Annotated in this window: 1 protein-coding gene; it reads left to right on the forward strand. The window is 44.5% G+C overall.

Translation table 11 applies throughout. The features are described 5' to 3' along the window. Window positions 1-14 precede the first annotated feature (14 nt). On the forward strand, window positions 15-733 hold a 719-nt coding region (locus AOQ32_RS08780; RefSeq protein WP_242976735.1), incomplete at its 3' end, for a prealbumin-like fold domain-containing protein.

Consider the following 733-nt stretch of genomic DNA (forward strand, 5'->3'; position numbering starts at 1 on the left):
ACGGCTTCAAATACGTGCAATCTCCATCAGGTAGCTCCCAATCAGGTTACAACGGTATTCAACTGTCGCTTATTCCAATCAATGGCACCAAGGGTGAAAAGCAGACCGTTACAACCGACACGGACGCCAATGGTTATGATGGTTACTACAAGTTCAACAACATCTCTTATGGTGATTATGAATTGTGGGAAGAAAATGCGCCTGAGGGTTACGAGCATATCGAGCCACTTTATGTTCATATTGAACTAAACGCGGACAAGACGGCTTATGTCTTTACGGTGACGGAAAAGGGACAGTCAGTTCCATTGAAAAAAATGATAGTGCCTGTCAATAAAATCAATGAAGGCACTGGCAATGTTTACCTTTCAAAACTGTTCTTGTTCGACAAGTCGGAAGACACGAGAAAATGCAATGGCGGTGGTAATAATCAACCAGTCATTAACGTTAATAACACGAATACGAATGCCAATTCTCCCGTTATTAACAACAACCCTGTGGTAAACACCAACTCCACTTCTAATGGTGGCCAACAGCATCAACAAGAAAATCAGCAGCAGACTGGTGGTGCCGTGACACAAACTGGTGGTACCCAAAATCAGGCAACCCAAACAAACCCAACACTGACAGGGGGTGATCAATCACAAGACAGTAAGTCGAAGGCTTCTTCAACCCCAACCGTTACTGGTGGTACGCAGACACAAGATGGTAAGACCAACGTGACCTCAACACCAAC

Origin of the sequence: Fructobacillus tropaeoli (assembly GCF_001047135.2) — a bacterium.
Classification (GTDB): domain Bacteria; phylum Bacillota; class Bacilli; order Lactobacillales; family Lactobacillaceae; genus Fructobacillus; species Fructobacillus tropaeoli.